Consider the following 476-nt stretch of genomic DNA (forward strand, 5'->3'; position numbering starts at 1 on the left):
AGCATGATTTATGCCTTTACCGAGAACTTCATGCTCTCCCTCTCCCACGACGAGGTCGTCCACGGGAAGGGGTCCCTCCTCGGGAAGATGCCCGGGGATGACTGGCAGAAATTCGCGAACCTCCGCCTTCTTCTCGGGTACCTGTTCACCCATCCCGGGAAAAAGCTCCTCTTCATGGGGGGCGAGTTCGGCCAGTGGAGCGAATGGAACCACGAGGACAGCCTGGAGTGGCACCTCCTTGAGTATGATCGCCATCAGGGCGTCCAGAAGTGGGTGCAGGATCTAAACAGCCTCTACCGGGGGGAGCCGGCCCTTTACGAGCTCGATTTTGAGTCCGGCGGTTTCGAGTGGATCGATTGCGGGGACTGGGAGAGCAGTATCATCAGCTTCGTCAGGAGGGGGAAATCTACCGGGGACGACTTCGTCGTGGTCTGTAACTTCACGCCCGTTATCCGGGTCAATTACCGCGTCGGCGT

Annotated in this window: 1 pseudogene (only partly in view); it reads left to right on the forward strand. The window is 58.8% G+C overall.

The annotated features are described in order from the left end of the window. A pseudogene (gene glgB / locus GTN70_09530) lies at window positions 1–476 on the forward strand (1,4-alpha-glucan branching protein GlgB); it begins 1,164 nt to the left of the window's first position.

Source organism: Deltaproteobacteria bacterium, from assembly GCA_011773515.1.
Taxonomy (GTDB): domain Bacteria; phylum Desulfobacterota; class Deferrimicrobia; order J040; family J040; genus WVXK01.